Origin of the sequence: Rothia mucilaginosa, assembly GCF_049990865.1 — a bacterium.
Taxonomy (GTDB): Bacteria; Actinomycetota; Actinomycetes; order Actinomycetales; family Micrococcaceae; genus Rothia; species Rothia mucilaginosa_I.
The window spans coordinates 1,367,531-1,382,642 of sequence record NZ_CP188231.1; the positions used below are offsets into that span (position 1 = coordinate 1,367,531).

A 15,112-nucleotide genomic window follows, 5' to 3' on the forward strand; every position below is an offset into this window, starting at 1 on the left:
ATTAGTAAGGCCTAGATGTCTGCACTTAGAGGTCGGCCATAAGCCCGGCCAGCAGGCGGGTGAAGTCAATGGCGGGATCAACCGACTCTTCGTCGGGCCAAAAATGGATCGGGTACGCGGCACCCTGGGCGCGCTGCAGCACGGGGCTTTCAGCGAGCACGGGTTCTGCCACGAGCTCACCAAAGAGGGAGCGCATTTCGTCGCGTCGGTAGCGGTGCTCGCTGTCGTTGGGGCGCATCTTGTTGATAACTACTCCCGCACCGTCAATGCTGATGCCGCTTTCCTGCTGAAAACGCACGATGGCGCGCAGGGTTCGTTCGGTGCCCGCCACGGAGAAGAGAGATGGTTCAGCGACCGAGAGGATGCGCTCGCTCACCGCCCAGCCCATCGAAGACAGGGTTCCGAGGAACGGCGGGCAGTCAATCAGGATCACGTCGTAGGCGTCCGCTGCCGCCTCCACCATGCGCTTGAATCGGCGGATGAACGGCGCCGCTTCCTGACGGTCCACGAGGGTGGAGCGAGCCGAACCGCGTGCCACCTTCACGCTACCGGTGGTCACGGGGTTATTGGTCAGCAGGGTGGGCTTGCCGACGAGGGCATTCCAGGAGGAGCTACCGGCTTCCTCCGCGAAGGCGCGCTCATTGGAGCTGGCGATCAGGGAGGCGACGTCGGGGATGGTTTCATCCACCGCCAGGCCGGTGCTGGCGTCGCCGTGGGGGTCGAGGTCAATAACGAGTGTGGAGAGTCCGCTGTGTAAAGCCGCGGACGCGAGCCCCAAGGTGATGGACGTTTTGCCAACGCCACCTTTGAGGCTGCTGATACTGACGATGCGGGGCATGCAGGTCCCTTTTATGAGTGAGGTGTAATGCCCCTTTATTTTAGCGAATCTTCGCTTTTCTTCCGGCTCTGACAGGGGTGCATCTTGAGTTTTTTCTCAAGTGAGCATTGAATATTCCCTCGGGTTTAAAACTTCTGCCCGCGCTCGCCACCGGGTAGGTAGTGAGCGCGGGCAGATTCACAATGTGTGGTTGAGGTCTATGCTTTATGCCTGTGCACGGCGGGCACGGCGGGCGGCGAGTTCGTCGCCTTCGAAGCTTTCGTGCATTTCTTCGCCGGGCTGGCCGTTGAGGTTCATTTCGATTTCGCGCCAGACGCGGCCAATCGCGATACCGAAGACGCCCTGACCAGCCTGAACCAGGTCGATCACCTCACTCGGGGAGGTGCATTCGTAGACGGTGGTACCGTCACTCATCAGGGTGATGTTCGCGAGGTCGTCAATGCCGCGGGTACGCAGATGCTCGATGGAGGTGCGAATCTGCTGCAGGGACACGCCGGTGTCGAGCAGTCGCTTCACGATTTTAAGCACGAGCACATCGCGGAAGCTGTAGAGGCGCTGGGTGCCGGAACCGGAGGCGCCACGCACGGTGGGTACAACCAGGTCGGTGCGTGCCCAGTAGTCGAGCTGACGGTAGGTGATGCCGGCTGCCTTGCAGGCGACGGCACCACGGTAGCCGAGGTTTTCCTCGACGACAGAGACAGGGTCGGTGAAGAGTACGCCCTGTTCACCGCGCGGAGGCGGTGCTACGGGGAAGAGGGTGTCGAAGCCATCCAGGGGCTGGTCGAAGCCCTGGGGTGCCTCATGGGTGCCTGCGGCCTCGCCTGCATTTTTGGCTACCTGCTGCTCTAGCACGGTCCCTCCTTTTCGTTAACCCGTTTAATGCGATTCACCGCGCCCTATCAAATGCGGTCGACTTCGTTCCGGTGTAGCCCCGATTTTCGGGGTGAGAATCTAGGGCTAAGCCTTAGAATCTGCATCTATGATTCGCGCGGCCTCCCTCTGCGAGGTGAGCTACGCGGTTTTCAATACTACACATTGGTTCGGCTATTCGATTCGCAGAACACGAGGTTCATAGAACACGAGTCGATAGTGCGACCGATGCGCGATAGGCGCGGTTGTTCAATCTATTTTAACTGATAGAGGGCCCTACTTAAAATTGAACCCACCGAAGCGAATGATCTTTTCAGATTCATTCGCGCCTCTTTAACGCCGTGCAGGGGCGCTCCTCCCCCGCTGTTCCGTTCGCTTTTCCCGGGCGTCCATCCCACAGGGGAGTTTAAAAAGTAAAGGCGTACGGATAGGTAGTCCGTACGCATTTACAGCTGAGTTGAGTGAATAGCCTTGGCAGGCCGGGAGCCCCCTGGTAAGAAAGCTCTTCGTGTTGGACGAAGGGGTAGAAATTCCGAGCGTGCCAGCGTCGGCTTCGTCCAAGTCTAGAGGCCGCTACCCGTTGGTAAGGGGTAGGGACTATAGAGGGAATCACCGTGGTCAGCGGTGCTTCCCGAGGGAAATCCCCGTTTGGGGCGCGGTAGAACCGCTGAGGATTTACGAGCGGCAGACTGTCCGGTAGCCTGCCTCTTCGTACGCCTACTCGTAGGTAGGCATTGCCGATTCGACGAGAGTTGCGTGCAGCTGCAGGCACAACTTACGGATCTTGTCGGCTCGCTCCTGCGCCTGAGCCTGGGAGGCTGCGTCGCGGCGCGATGCCAGCGGAGCCACCGCAATTTCCACGAGGGAAATTTCGCGGTCTGCCGCAGACTTAAATGCGCGCAGGTGACGGGGCTGAATGCCGTGCTGGGTCAGTTCTGCACTGACGCGGGCAATCAGCACATCGTAATCGGTGTACTCCACGTCCGGACCGTCTTCGAGCAGTCCAAAGTCAATCAGCTCGCGGATCAGTTCGGGGGTGGTGTTAGCATATTCAGCCAGCTCGCGGAGAGTGTAGGTGCGACCTTCCTGCTCGTTCGGGCCAAGGACGGTGTCTAGCACGTCTTCGCTTACGGTGGCAGGCATGGAGTTCAGTACGCGACCGGTTTCCAGGTCCTCCAGGTGCTGACGGATTACCTTCAGCGGCATGTAGTGGTCGCGCTGCATCGTGAGGATGTAGCGCAGACGCTCAATATCAGTCTGAGAGTACTTGCGGTAACCGGTTTCGGTACGGCTGGGGTGCACGAGACCGCGCTCCTCCAGGAATCGGATCTTGGATGCACTAATTCCGGGGAACTCCAGGTCAAGCTGGCTAAGAACCTGGCCAATGGTCCGGCTCTTAACGTCACGCGGGTTACGGTCAGAGTCGCCGTTCTCCACGTCCTCTAGTTCAACCTCAGCGTTAGTGAGGTTCTCATCGATGCGTGAGGTCATCTATGTCTTTCGGGTACTTGTTCAGCCGATATCGATACGAGCCGAAATTTGAGTGAGTGGCTCGTTCCCCCGGTCGGGGTCTCGATTCGTGCCGAATATCTTTGCTTAGTGTTGAGAGTGTGATAGATAAGTTTAGTTGTTTATCACGAAATGATAAACCGCAAACCTTCGAGACAATCTTATAGCCTCACAAGGCATTTTGCTATTTAGTTCGCCCTTCTCAGGGGCTTTTTGAACCAAAAAATAACCACACAACCAGACACTATCCAATAGAGACAGTACCAATTTTAGCAAAATTCCAATACTTCGAATATGCGTGTCTCATATTGGACTGCTTTACGGGGAAAATTTTATCTTCTCGCGACAGTTGAAGTTTTCATCACATTTAACTTGAAAGAGGCTCCCACTAGGGGTTTAGCCATCTTTCAAGCCCCTCAGGCAGCTTCAGAGACCCTCAAGATGAACCTTAAATGCACCCCACTATTTGCGTTTGTGTGCACTTTAAATGAAAAACGGCGAGACCAATTGGTCTCGCCGTCTCACCACTACGTACCTCTTATCTGAGGCCTATAGAAGATCTTAGAGTCTATCGACTTAGAGCTTGTCCAGCTCAGCCTTGTATGCTTCTGCGTCCAGCAGGTTCGCCAGGTCATCAGCGTTCTCGGGGCGAATCTCAATGATCCAGCCCTCGCCGTAGGGGTCAGAGTTAACCAGTGCGGGATCGTCTTCCAGAGCCTCGTTCACTGCAACAATCTCGCCCGCAATAGGAGCGAAAAGATCAGAGACAGACTTGGTGGACTCGATCTCACCGAAGCTATCCTCAGCAGCTACAGAGTCGCCGACAGAGGGAAGATCGACGTAGACGACGTCACCCAGTGCATCCTGAGCGTGGTCAGTAATACCAACACGTACGGTGCCCTCGGCGGTGAGAGCGGAAACCCACTCGTGCTCAGAAGTGTACGAGAGTTCTGCGGGAACGTTGCTCATAGCAGCGGTGTCCTTTCAGTGTGATTTTGCGTAGCGCGGACCGTCCCGCGCACGGTGTCGTTCGCATGTGGGATAGCGAAACGTCCTACACCAATTATCACATAAGAAGTAACGCGGGGCACGCCTAAACACCCCCGTACCACTTCTACGACACTATTTTTCCTCTTCTTATTCGTGCACCTAACCATCCGCACCCTATCAACCGCTAGATGCCCCTCTATTCATCACTTTCACACACGGCTCCGTACAGGCTTCCCACTCCCCAGGTAAGAACCCCGAAGAAACGCAAAAGGCTCAGGACCCCACACCATGAGGGTGCAGGGCCCTGAGCCTTAGACTAGAGAGCTAAACTCTCACAGCGTCTTAGCGGGAAGAAATGACGCGCTCGGAGAAGCGGTTCGGGTTACCGAAACGGTGTGCGGTAATCGAAACAGCCTGCTCGCGGAGGAAGGGCAGCATCTCGATACGGCCAGCCTCGGTGACCGGTGCGAAGTACACTGCAACGTCCGGGCGACCACCCAGTGCGGTGTAGAGGGACTTCTCATCGTTACCGATGTAGCGGATACGGGTGCCTTCCAGCGGGGTACCAGCCAGTGCGCGGACCGGGGTCTTTGCGTTGGATGCCAGGTACTCGCGGAACTGAGCGTCCGACTTGACTTCGTACTTGATGCCCTTGTTCTCGAGGACGCCACGAACGTCGACCGGCAGGTCCTTACCGACGGACAGAGCGATCGGTGCGTTAGCTGCCAGACCGGCGAGCACAACACGCAGGGTCTCTGCTGCGGATGCGGACTCGTCTGCACGAACCAGAACCTGGGTGGGTACGTAGCGCAGGATGTTGCGCTCCACGCCCAGCTTCGAGGGATCGTGGCCGAAGCCGAACTCGGTGTCCCAAGCGTGTGCGTCAGAGGAGACACCGCGCTTGATGAATGCGAAGTCCTCGCGCTTGCCCAGCTCGGAGTTCTCGATGGTAGCCAGGGTCTCGCGGACGGTCACCGACTGGGTGGTTGCGGTCGCGGTTGCCTGTGCCGGCTCCCAATCGGACAGAGCGATCAGGTAGCTGGGGCCACCAGCCTTGGTACCGGAACCCACGGTGGACTTCTTCCAACCACCGAAGGGCTGACGCTGAACGATTGCACCGGTAATTGCACGGTTGACGTACAGGTTACCTGCCTGGACCTTGGAGAGCCACAGCTCGAGCTCGTCAGCATCCAGCGAGTGCAGACCTGCGGTCAGGCCGTAATCGGGTGCGTTCTGCAGCTCGATTGCCTCTTCCAGGGTGTCAGCGGTCATGATGCCCAGAATGGGGCCGAAGTACTCGGTCATGTGGTACTCGGAACCGGGCTTGACGCCTTCACGAACACCGGGGCTCCACAGGCGACCGGTCTCGTCCAGTTCCTTGGGCTGAATGAGCCAGCGCTCGCCCGGGCCGAGGGTGGTCAGACCGCGCAGCAGCTTCTCTTCCGGCTTCTGAACAACGGGACCCATCTGGGACTCAATGTCCTGCGGGTGTGCCACGTGCAGGGAGCTGACGGAGTCAATCAGCTGGCGGCGGAAACGCTCGGACTGTGCCACGGAGCCAACCAGGATAACGGTCGAACCAGCGGAGCACTTCTGACCTGCGTGACCGAATGCCGAGTAGACGACGTCCTTGACGGCGAGGTCGATGTCAGCGTTCGGGGTAACGATGATCGAGTTCTTACCCGAGGTCTCACCGAACAGGGGCAGGTCATCGCGCCAGGAGCGGAAGAGCTCAGCGGTCTCGTAGCCACCGGTCAGGATCAGGCGGTCAACCTCGGGGTGCGAGATGAGCAGCTTGCCTGCAGCGCGGTCAACAACCTTGACGAGCTTCAGAACTTCCTTGGGAACGCCTGCATCCCACATGATCTCTGCGATCAGGGCACCGGTGCGAGCGGTGATGGTTGCGGGCTTGAAGATGACAGCAGAACCTGCAGCCAGACCAGCCAGAACACCACCGGCGGGGATAGCGGTCGGGAAGTTCCACGGGGGAACAACCAGGGTCAGGTCAACAGACTTGGGCTTTGCGCCGTCGATCTTCTCGAGGTCTTCAGCCAGCATTGCGTAGTAGTATGCGAAGTCGATTGCCTCGGAGACCTCGGTGTCGCCCTGCTCCAGGGTCTTGCCAGCCTCAGCTGCCATAACCTCCAGCAGGTCACCGCGGCGCAGTGCGATAGCCTTACCGACCTTGCGCAGAATCTCTGCACGCTCGTGGCCGGAGAGCTTGCCCCATGCCTTGCCAGCTTCTTCGGTTTCCTTGATCAGCTTCTCAGCCTCAGCCTCGCTGGTCAGCTCGTTAGCCTTGAGGGTGTCGATGCCCAGCTTGGTGGTCTTGGAGCGCTCGAGGATTGCGCGACCCCACTCACGGTTACCTGCCAGTGCGGGGTCGGTGTCGGGGGTGTTCTCGAAGCGGCCAGCCGGTACGAAGACGTTGTCCTCGTTCTCGGTCAGGCGGTTCTGGGTACGCTTGGATGCGGGAACCTCGTCGGTGACGGAGTTCAGTGCACGCATGAAGCGGTCCTCTTCGCGCTTGAAGATGGACTCGTCGGTTGCCAGGTCGAAGATACCGGACATGAAGTTCTCGGAGGAAGCGTTCTCCTCGAGGCGACGGATCAGGTATGCGATTGCAACGTCGAATTCCTTGGGGTTCACGACGGGCACGTACAGCAGCAGGTGACCAACGCGGCGGCGGATGATCTCTGCCTGCTGCTCAGCCATACCAATCAGCATCTCGAACTCGACGCGATCCTTAACACCGCGGTCCTCGGACAGCAACAGTGCGAAAGCAACGTCGAAGAGGTTGTGGCCTGCAATACCGAGGCGGATGTTCTTCACGTGCTCGGGGCGCAGTGCGTAGTCCAGAACGCGCTTGTAGTTGGTGTCAGCTGCCTGCTTGGTGTCCCAGGTGGTCAGCGGCCAGCCGTGCATAACAGCTTCCACGATTTCCATGGAGAGGTTTGCACCCTTAACCAGGCGGACCTTGATGCCTGCGCCGCCAGCAGCAACGCGCTTAGCAGCCCATTCCTGCAGGTGCTGCATTGCAGCCAGGGTGTCGGGCAGGTATGCCTGGAGCACGATACCGGCTTCCAGGTCCTTCAGGTGGGGCTGGTCCAGGATCTTGGTGAACACCTCAATGGTGAGGTCCAGGTCCTTGTACTCCTCCATGTCCAGGTTGATGAACTTCTTGGGGGAGGAAGAAGCTGCCAGCTCGTACAGCGGGGTCAGGCGGCGAACAGCGGTCTCAACGACCTCGTCGAATGCCCAGTGCTGGTGGGGGCCGGAAACAGCGGACACCTTAATGGAGACGTAGTCAACGTCGTCACGTGCCAGCAGGCGCTTGGTCTCAGCCAGGCGGTGCTCTGCTTCCTTGTCACCCAGAACTGCCTCACCGAGCAGGTTGACGTTCAGGCGGTTACCGGTCTTGGTCAGCTCTGCAATTGCGTCACCCAGCTTCTCCTCGGAAGCGTCGACGATCAGGTGACCGACCATCTCGCGCAGCACGCGGCGTGCAACGGGAACGGTGGGCCATGCGACCTTACCAGCCAGCTTGCCACCGAAGCCAACAGCGGACTTCATGTACCAGGGCAGGAAGGAAGGTGCCAGGCCGGAAATACGGGAAAGGTTGCGGCCGGAGACGTTGTCGTCCTCGGGGCGAATAACGCCATCAACAAAGCCGACGGTGAAGGGAAGACCATTGGGGTCCTTCAGAACACCGGCGAGCTGCTCAGCCGCGAAGGTGGGCTTGATCGACTGGGACTCGTTTACCCACTGACGAACAAGCTGACGAGCTTCCAGAGCCATCTTCTGGTAGTGCTCAGATGCGAAAGGATGGGTCATCCTTGACTCCTAACTATCTCACTGTGTGCGGTGCACACCACGTTTGGCGATGTCTCTATTTCACCACAAAAGGGTAATAAATACCTCATTAGAAAAACTGAATGTTTTTTCCAAAATCCATTTAGTTTTTCTAAATGATTGTGCGGTGTGGCTCCCGTCCGGCAACCCTCCGAACACCGAGCCCAAAGAGAAGAAACGAAGACCATAGCAACATCGCTATCCATCCCTCTCAGGCTAGCACTTCCAGAGCGCAAATACCGAACCCATTTCGTAATAAACGAACACCTCAAAACCATTCCCAGAAGCATCTTCACCCCCAAGAACCATCCCATCAGCGCGAAAATACTCGCTACACAAGCCAACATGCCAACACCCCACGTCAAGCGTCTCAAAAAGAGCCGGCCGAAAGCCCGCGCGGTACCATAGACAAGAGTCCACGATGAGAGACGCACCACGGAAGAGTTCGGGGGCCCAGCCCACCCGAACAACCGGGCGCACCAGGGAGGGAAATATGTCCATCTACGACATTCGACGCATGCAAATGCTCCTCGAAATCCAAGAACGCGGCACCATCATCGCCGCAGCCGAAGCGCTCAGCCTCACCCCCTCCGCCGTCTCCCAGCAGATCGCCACCCTCGAAAAAGAAACCGGCACCCCGCTACTGCAGCGCATCGGCAGACGCGTACAGCTCACCAGCGCCGGACTCATCATCGTCGACAGCGCCCGAAGCATCCTGCGCGAACTCGACCGCATGCAAACCTCCGTCGCCAACCTCACCGGCGAACCGGCCGGCATGGTCCGCCTCGCCATCTTCCAGTCCGCGGCCTTCGCGTTGCTACCGGAAACCCTCAGCTACCTTGCCGAACACGCTCCCTCGCTCACCCTGCAAGTACTGCAAATCGACCCCGAAACCGGCACCTCCCTGACCCGAAGCCGCGAATACGACATGGTGCTCTCCGAAGCCTACCCGCACCACCACATCCCCGAATACCCCGAACTGCACTCCGAGCTACTTACCGAAGACCCCCTCAGCCTCATCGTGCCCAGCACCTCCACCATCACCTCGATCGAGGAGGCGCACGCGCTGCCCTGGGTCCTCGAAATGGAGCAGAACACCTCCCGCAGCTGGGCACTCAACCAGTGTCGCACCGCAGGATTCGAGCCGGTCATCCGCTACAGCGCCAACGACATGATCACGAACTCCAACCTCGTCAAGGCAGGATTCGCCGTCACCATCGTGCCCGGCTTCATCCTCTCCTCCCTCTCCACCACCGAGGGACTACGCATCGTGGAGCTACCCGGCAAACCCTCACGCAAAATCTTTACCGCCGTACGCCGAGAATCCGCCGCCAACCCCGCCATCGCCATGGTGCGCGAAGCACTGCACCACGCGGTGAAGGTGGCATTCGGCGAACACGACAGGACCGAAACCGCATAGGACATCACCGCATAGGACATCTCAGTCGCCGCCCATGCCGGCACGCTAGAGAACACAAACACTAGAGAACGCAAAGGTCGGGGCCGTTCCCACGAACGACCCCGACCTTTCACCATACATTTTTGAACAGGCGCCTATATATAGAGGTATAGAAGCACGAACAGCGGAGCCTCTCCCCCCACTATTTCTTCGCGGGGTCGGCTCAACTGCTAGTTCAGCGAAGCAGCCACAGCCGGGCTCTGCACCTCGCAGAACGAAGACGACAAACCAGCCGCCGCCATATCCAGCACAGCGCTCACATGAACCTGCTTCAACGCAGACCCGGCAACGCCCGAAGCCACCTGATAATTCAACTGAACATCCAGGCGATGACCGCGAGGAATAGCGGTACGCAACTCCAAAACATTCTCGCTGCCGGCACCAGCCTGACCGGTCTGTTCGCTACGGTGCACCGCATCAAGATTCAGAGCATCCACAGGAGCCACCAGAGCCGAAGCACCCAGGCCGCCCGAAGGCAGCACCGCCTGACCCGAAGTCACGCGAAGAGTCACCGCAGGATTCAACAACAAACCGGTCTTCGGATCCTGCGCGCGAGCACGCACCATCAGGCGAGTACCCACCGGCAGCGTCGAATTACCCTCATTAATAATGCTCAGGCGAGTCGGCAGATTCCGGAACGCAACGGTACGCGCCGGCTGGCTCTGCATAGACACAGCCTGCACACCAGAGGCTGCCTTCAACTCCAGGCGGATGCACGACTCGTTATAGCGCATCGGAACCTGCACCAGCGCAGAGCTCGCCGCGTCGCCGCGCTGTCCACCGCCGTGCTGGCCACCGCCGCGCCGTCCACCAGGACGCTGGGTCACCGGGGTCACGCGAGCACGCTTACCGCCCGAACGAGTTGCCGCCTCCGCAGCACTCACGCCGCCAGCCACCAGGGCCGCCGAAGCACCCGCAACCTTCAACGCGGTACGGCGAGAAGCGTTCATCAGATTATTCTTAGTCATTTTCTACTCCTCTAAGCCTTCGCGATACGGTACACGCCGCTAATCGTGCCCTGCCACCAGGTGCCGTAACGGTCAATCGTGCCCACCATCTGCAGGGTGTCACCACCGCCGAGCAGCAGGCTCACATGCTGAGGCAGGCGTTGCTCATGCATCGTCTTACCGGTTTCCATGTCCAGCGCGACAGCCCACGCGTAGGCGCCATTCGCCAAACCAGCCGGGCCGCGGCGACGCTCACAGGTATAAATCAGGCCGTCAGCGGCGGAATAGCGAGGAACAGCCGAAGAGTACACATCCTTACGATCCCAGATCTTACGCAGACCGCGGTCGGTAATATCCCAACGCTCCATACCGGGAGCAAAAAGCGCGTTCGCAGGAACCGACGGACCGGCACCCTCCGGGTACTTCGGGTAGGGGTAGCCGTAGGTGCTCGCACCGACCATCGTGTTACCCACACCGATCATGGAGTTCTCAGTGCCAGAGGTACCGGCAGTAAACAGGCCGGCACTACCGACCTTCGCGCCGTTATCGGTGCGGTACACAATGACCGACTCCTGAATATCAGAGTTATCGGTCAGCATCACATAATCCGAACCGTTCGGACCAAAGAACGTCGGGGAGGCACCGGAACCCCACGCGAGCTTACCGGGCTTGCGGGCGCTACCTCGATCGTACGCATGCCACCACTTGAGGGTGGGCGCACCGGTTGCGGTAGCGTTCAGCATATAAATAGCGTGGGAGGTCACCACGCTCACACCCTGAGGGCACGCCGAAATCGAGTTGTCAATACGCTCGCCCGCAATCGACGCCTTGTTCAGGCGCATCGAGCGAATCGTGCCGCGGGCAGAATCAATCACCGCAATGTAGCCGTTCTTCGTCGCAACCCAAATGCGACCGGACCAGTCGGGCACCAGACCAACCACAGCGTCATTGGCGCTCTGGGCGAGCATGCGGCTCAGGTCAATACGCTCATCAACTCGGATGTTGCGTCCGTCAGCAGAGTGGGAGAGGCGCAGCAGGCACTGAGAGCCATCCACCAGAACCATGCGGTCCTGCGCGTCAAGGTAGGCGTACACGCCGCCGAGCAACGCGCCCTTCGGAATGTCCAGGTGCGAAAGTTCACGACCGGTATGCGGATCAAGGATGGAGAGCTTCGGGGTGATGAACTCACCGTGGGCGAAGACCTGGGTACAGAGCACCTGAATGAAGCCGTCGCGTCCAGCAAGAATCGTCGGGCAGGCGCCGCCGAGCTTCGTGCCGGTAATCTTCCAATTGCCTGCGCCGGGGCCGGCAAGAGGAGTAGCGTCGGAAGACTGGGCATCACCGTGCATGGTGGTAATGCCGGGTGCGCCCAGGTGCGGATTCGCCTGGGCGTTATAGGTGGGGGTCATAGTTGGTTCTTTCTAACGGTGAGTGGCGCACACCTTCAATGGAGTGCACTAATATGCGCTTTCACATGCGCAAACGTTTCACATTGTAGGGTCAGAAAGCAGTTTTTGACGACACTCAAGGGCACCTTGAAGCATCGTTCAGGCGGCGCTTGAGAGCTTCACTCAGAAAGCCCTCAGCGCTACCCATTCAGATTCAAGGTACCCTTATTAGCCCATAACCACGGACCTTCATACCTGCGAGCCCCATATCCGCGAACCTCATGCCCGCGGCAATTATTTCAGCTACTTCTCCATGAGCGCCTTTGCCAGCGCATCATCAAGAACCAAATCGGTAATCGCACCCGTACGCAACGCACCACGCAAAGCACGCACACGGTGAGTACCGGACGCAACGCAAATACGGCGCGGAATACGAGCCAGCTCCTTCGGAGTCGGACCGGACGCACGCTTATTCAGCTCCAAATCAGCCCACGAGCCATCCTCACGCAGAAGAACCGTGCACATATCCCCCACAACGCCCAGCTCACGCAGCTGACGCTGCTCCTGCGCCTCAAAATAGCCACCCGAATACACGTGAGAAGGAATAGGTCCACCAAAAGCGCCCACACCAAAAATAGCGAGGTCAACGTTCTGCTGGGCATGCAGATTCTTCTGCACGCTACGCTCACGCCACATGGCGGTCTTCGTGTCCGCATAGTCGAAGAACGCGGGAACCGGGAAATGGATAACCTGCGCATCATAGGCGTTCACCAGCTGCCCCAGCAACGAACCCAGGTAGGGAATACCGGAATGATGAGCGTTACCCGCACCGTTGAGCTGAACCACCGTCACACCGGTCAGCGGGCGGCGCGGCAGGTGGCGGGAAATCTCAGTCATGGTCGAACCCCACGCCACACCCAGGCTCGTTCCGTTATCAACCAGGGAATCTAGTAGCGCCGCCGCGGTGCGAGACACCTGGCTCATACGAGCAATCGGGGTGGCATCCGAACGGACATTCACGAGGGTAACGCGCACCTTATAGCGTTCACCAATGCGGCGCTCCAGCTCACTGCGGGTACGGAAGGAATCGTCCAGACGAATCTGCACCATCCCGCTTTCACGAGCACTTTTAAGGAGGCGCGATACGGTGGCACGGGAGACCCCCAGACGGGCCGCGATAGCATCCATCGTCATGTTGTGGATGTAGTACAGCTGCGCCGCCTCGTAGGTGTGGTTAGCGCGTTCGTTCATCGGTCACAGACCCCCAGTGAAAATCCGTTCATAGTGCTTGGTTATTATTTCACCATTGGGTTTTACTAAATGCAAGATGAAACCCCACGCCGCGCACGCGGCACGAGAAGAAAGAGCACTACATGAGCTCCCAGCACATTGCACAGCAGTCCCAGCTGACCGCTGAGTCCCGCGCCAAGGCACTCAAGAGCATGGTCAACGAAGAACTCGACATCCTGGTCGTCGGCGGCGGCATCACCGGTGCAGGTATCGCCCTTGACGCAGCAACCCGCGGTCTGCGCACCGGCATCGTCGAAGCAGGTGACTGGGCTGCAGGCACCAGTGCATGGTCCTCCAAGCTCGTCCACGGCGGCCTGCGCTACCTCTACAACCTCGACTTCAAGCTCGTGACCGAAGCTCTCACCGAGCGCGGCCTGCTGCTGAACAAGATTGCACCCCACCTCGTGCACGCACAGCCCTTCCTGTGGCCCCTGAAGATGCCCGTCATCGAGCGCGCATACTCCGCAATCGGCATCGGCATGTACGACACCCTCGCATTCCTCGGCTCCCGCGGCAACAAGGGCGTCCCCTCCCAGCGTCACTTCACCAAGACCGGCACCAAGACCGTCTTCCCCGACATCAAGGACTCCGCATTCAGCGGCGCAATCCAGTTCTACGATGCACGCGTTGACGACGCACGCCTCGTGATCGACGTCGTCCGCACCGCTGCAGGCTACGGCGCACTGGCTGCATCCCGCACCCAGGTCGTCGGCTTCACCAAGGACGCATCCGGCCGCGTCATCGGCGCAGAGCTGGCAGACCTGGAGACCGGCGAGCGCCTGAACGTACGCGCAAAGCACATCATCAACGCAACCGGCGTGTGGACCGAAGAGTCCGAGTCCCTGGCTAACCCCGAGGGCGGCCTGGAAGTTCTCGCATCCAAGGGTATCCACATTGTGGTTCCCCGCGACCGCATCAACGCAACCAGCGGTATCTTCACCAAGACCGAGAAGTCCGTTCTCTTCATCATCCCCTGGCAGCGTTACTGGATCATCGGCACCACCGACACCCCCTACACCGAGGACCGCGAGCGCCCCCTCGCAACCAGCAAGGACATCGACTACGTCCTGATGCAGGCTAACAAGCTGCTCGCTAACCCGCTGACCCGCGAAGACATCATCGGCACCTACACCGGTCTGCGCCCGCTGCTGCAGCCCAAGGTCAAGGACGGCGCAGCATCCACCAAGGTTTCCCGCGAGCACACCGTGACCGAGGTTGCACCCGGCATGAGCGCAATCGCAGGCGGCAAGCTCACCACCTACCGCGTCATGGCAGAAGATGCCGTTGACTTCGCACTGGGCGAGCAGGCTAAGCAGAACCCCTCCGTGACCGCAACCATCGGCCTGGTCGGTGCTGACGGCTACCACGCAATCGCCGCTAACCGTGCACGCTACGCAGAGCGTTACGGCTGGGACGAGGACCGTATCACCCACCTGCTCGAGCGTTACGGCGCACAGATTGAGGACCTCGGAGCTCTCATCGACGCTGACCCCTCCCTCGGCGCTCCCCTGGCTAAGGCACCCCAGTTCCTGCGTGCAGACGTTGTCTTCGCGGTCCGCTACGAGGGCGCCCTACACCTGGAGGACGTGCTGGTCCGCCGCGTACGCCTCGACCTCGAGCAGCGCGACCGCGGCCTGGCTGCCGCCGATGAAATCCTTGAGATTCTGCGCTCCGAGCTCGGCTGGGACGACAAGAAGGTCAAGGAAGAACTCGACCTCTACGCAGCACGCGTTGCAGCAATCCGCGAGGCAGAGTCAGCCTCCACCGACGCTGAGGCATCGGCAAAGATTGAGGCTGTCACCCCCGTGGCACCCCGCGTGAAGCTCTAAATCTTTAGAGTTTTCGCGCACCTTTCGTAACCGTTTATTCGGTACGAACCAACCGTTCGCCCCTCACCGAACATGGGGCATCTCATAATTTCTTGGTGAGGGGTGGATGGACGGTTAAATAACCGTTTACGATAAACCCC

Annotated in this window: 10 protein-coding genes; 2 read left to right on the forward strand and 8 right to left on the reverse strand. The window is 59.3% G+C overall.

Annotated features, from left to right (window positions below; translation table 11 throughout):
* Positions 1 to 25: 25 nt before the first annotated feature.
* The 5 genes from ACP3RB_RS05330 to ACP3RB_RS05350 all read right to left on the reverse strand — a co-directional run bounded on the left by ACP3RB_RS05330 (position 26) and on the right by ACP3RB_RS05350 (position 8,041).
* Complete coding sequence (locus ACP3RB_RS05330; protein WP_060823688.1) at positions 26 to 838, reverse strand: ParA family protein; 813 nt, start codon at positions 836 to 838, stop codon at positions 26 to 28.
* A gap of 204 nt (positions 839 to 1,042) precedes the next feature.
* Entirely contained in the window at positions 1,043 to 1,690 is a 648-nt protein-coding gene (locus tag ACP3RB_RS05335; RefSeq protein ID WP_304192133.1) for a MerR family transcriptional regulator, read from the reverse strand.
* Positions 1,691 to 2,425: 735 nt separating this feature from the next.
* Complete coding sequence (locus tag ACP3RB_RS05340; protein WP_314706852.1) at positions 2,426 to 3,199, reverse strand: transcriptional regulator FtsR; 774 nt, start codon at positions 3,197 to 3,199, stop codon at positions 2,426 to 2,428.
* A 594-nt stretch (positions 3,200 to 3,793) separates the two neighbouring features.
* Positions 3,794 to 4,186 (reverse strand): glycine cleavage system protein GcvH, encoded by a 393-nt coding sequence (gene gcvH / locus ACP3RB_RS05345; protein ID WP_296705285.1) that lies wholly within the window; start codon positions 4,184 to 4,186, stop codon positions 3,794 to 3,796.
* Positions 4,187 to 4,549: 363 nt separating this feature from the next.
* Entirely contained in the window at positions 4,550 to 8,041 is a 3,492-nt protein-coding gene (locus tag ACP3RB_RS05350) for a bifunctional proline dehydrogenase/L-glutamate gamma-semialdehyde dehydrogenase (RefSeq protein ID WP_426698726.1), read from the reverse strand.
* 511 nt (positions 8,042 to 8,552) lie between these two features.
* Between ACP3RB_RS05350 and ACP3RB_RS05355 the strand changes: the two genes are divergently transcribed.
* Positions 8,553 to 9,479, forward strand: coding sequence for a LysR family transcriptional regulator (locus ACP3RB_RS05355; protein WP_294631469.1), 927 nt, complete (start codon positions 8,553 to 8,555; stop codon positions 9,477 to 9,479).
* Between the two features lie 209 nt (positions 9,480 to 9,688).
* Here the strand turns inward: ACP3RB_RS05355 and ACP3RB_RS05360 are convergent, their stop codons facing one another.
* The 3 genes from ACP3RB_RS05360 to ACP3RB_RS05370 form a co-directional block, all read right to left on the reverse strand.
* Entirely contained in the window at positions 9,689 to 10,486 is a 798-nt protein-coding gene (locus ACP3RB_RS05360; protein ID WP_426698727.1) for a transcriptional initiation protein Tat, read from the reverse strand.
* A gap of 11 nt (positions 10,487 to 10,497) precedes the next feature.
* Positions 10,498 to 11,874 carry a 6-pyruvoyl tetrahydrobiopterin synthase gene (locus ACP3RB_RS05365; RefSeq protein ID WP_426698728.1) on the reverse strand — a complete coding sequence of 459 codons (1,377 nt, stop codon included), beginning with the start codon at positions 11,872 to 11,874 and terminating at the stop codon, positions 10,498 to 10,500.
* Positions 11,875 to 12,156: 282 nt separating this feature from the next.
* Entirely contained in the window at positions 12,157 to 13,104 is a 948-nt protein-coding gene (locus tag ACP3RB_RS05370) for a sugar-binding transcriptional regulator (protein WP_426698729.1), read from the reverse strand.
* Positions 13,105 to 13,226: 122 nt separating this feature from the next.
* Between ACP3RB_RS05370 and ACP3RB_RS05375 the strand changes: the two genes are divergently transcribed.
* Positions 13,227 to 14,972, forward strand: coding sequence for a glycerol-3-phosphate dehydrogenase/oxidase (locus ACP3RB_RS05375; protein ID WP_426698730.1), 1,746 nt, complete (start codon positions 13,227 to 13,229; stop codon positions 14,970 to 14,972).
* The last annotated feature ends 140 nt before the right edge of the window (positions 14,973 to 15,112 follow it).

Bases quoted from the DNA above. Each gene is read 5' to 3' on its own strand.
- ACP3RB_RS05350 (WP_426698726.1), bottom strand. From the start codon at position 8,041: ATGACCCATCCTTTCGCATCTGAGCACTACCAGAAGATGGCTCTGGAA.
- ACP3RB_RS05360 (WP_426698727.1), bottom strand. From the start codon at position 10,486: ATGACTAAGAATAATCTGATGAACGCTTCTCGCCGTACCGCGTTGAAG.
- ACP3RB_RS05355 (WP_294631469.1), top strand. From the start codon at position 8,553: ATGTCCATCTACGACATTCGACGCATGCAAATGCTCCTCGAAATCCAA.
- gcvH (WP_296705285.1), bottom strand. From the start codon at position 4,186: ATGAGCAACGTTCCCGCAGAACTCTCGTACACTTCTGAGCACGAGTGG.
- ACP3RB_RS05340 (WP_314706852.1), bottom strand. From the start codon at position 3,199: ATGACCTCACGCATCGATGAGAACCTCACTAACGCTGAGGTTGAACTA.
- ACP3RB_RS05365 (WP_426698728.1), bottom strand. From the start codon at position 11,874: ATGACCCCCACCTATAACGCCCAGGCGAATCCGCACCTGGGCGCACCC.
- ACP3RB_RS05330 (WP_060823688.1), bottom strand. From the start codon at position 838: ATGCCCCGCATCGTCAGTATCAGCAGCCTCAAAGGTGGCGTTGGCAAA.
- ACP3RB_RS05375 (WP_426698730.1), top strand. From the start codon at position 13,227: ATGAGCTCCCAGCACATTGCACAGCAGTCCCAGCTGACCGCTGAGTCC.
- ACP3RB_RS05370 (WP_426698729.1), bottom strand. From the start codon at position 13,104: ATGAACGAACGCGCTAACCACACCTACGAGGCGGCGCAGCTGTACTAC.